General features: G+C 33.4%; 1 protein-coding gene. It reads left to right on the top strand.

The window, feature by feature from the left end:
- Positions 1-129: 129 nt before the first annotated feature.
- On the top strand, positions 130-1053 hold the full coding sequence (gene repM, locus HADU_RS15095) for a replication initiation protein RepM (RefSeq protein ID WP_004811812.1): 924 nt from the start codon (positions 130-132) through the stop codon (positions 1051-1053).
- The last annotated feature ends 116 nt before the right edge of the window (positions 1054-1169 follow it).

Here is a 1169-nt window from a genome sequence, read left to right as displayed (position 1 = left end):
ATATGACTACGTTTACCTACCAATAATCTACATTATTTTTTTTGTAGATTTAACTACGTTTACCTTGCATTAATCTACATATTTATTATTATAGATTTATATTCATAAGTAATAATGTAGATAAATAGAATGCGGGACTTAGTAGTTAAAGACAATGCATTAATTAATGCGAGTTATAACTTAGACTTAGTAGAACAACGTTTGATCTTATTAGCCATCGTCGAAGCAAGAGATAGTGGTCGGGGAATCAATGCAAATGACCCTTTAGAAGTCCATGCTGAGAGTTATGTAAATCAATTTAATGTTGCAAGACAAACAGCTTACCAAGCGTTAAAAGATGCCTGTAAAGATCTATTTGTACGTCAATTTAGCTATCAAGAAATTAATAAAAGAGGAAATGTAGAGAATGTTTTAAGTCGTTGGGTCAGCGAAATTAGATATATCGACGATGAAGCTACAGTAAAGTTAATATTTGCCCCTGCAATCGTGCCACTTATTACACGTTTAGAAGAACAATTTACTAAATATGAGTTACAACAGATTAGTAATCTCAGCAGCGCTTATGCTGTGCGATTATATGAATTATTAATTGCTTGGCGCAGTACGGGTCAAACTCCTATTATTGAACTTGCAGAGTTCAGACAAAAAATAGGCGTTCTTGATGATGAATATACAAGAATGGGAAATTTTAAAGATCGAGTATTAAATTTAGCTATTGCTCAAATTAATGAACATACGGATATTAACGTCCAATGTCAGCAACATAAAAAGGGACGTAATATTTCTGGTTTTTCATTCACCTTTAAACTGAAAAAAGTCGTTATAGCTCATACTAAAGAGCAAACTGCTCTTGAGATTTTCTCAAAATTTACCGATGCACAGTGTCATCTTTTTGCCAGTAAATTATCTGAGCTTCCAGATATGAATAAATATTCTCAAGGTACTGAAAGCTACTCACAATTTGCAGTTCGAATTTCTGAAATGCTACGAGATCCACAAAAATTTGAAGAACTACTCCCCTATCTAAAGAAAGTAGGCTTTAATACAAAATAAACTTCATGTTCAGATTGGATGTTCACACGAACATCCTTGTACACGCACTGAGGGATTACATTGAACACAACAAAATTCAGCGTCATGGACGCAAGTAAAGCCTTTAAAAAATCACG

Origin of the sequence: Acinetobacter sp. HA (assembly GCF_000264725.1) — a bacterium.
Taxonomy (GTDB): Bacteria; Pseudomonadota; Gammaproteobacteria; order Pseudomonadales; family Moraxellaceae; genus Acinetobacter; species Acinetobacter schindleri.
This window is presented reverse-complemented; position numbering and strand designations above follow the sequence as displayed.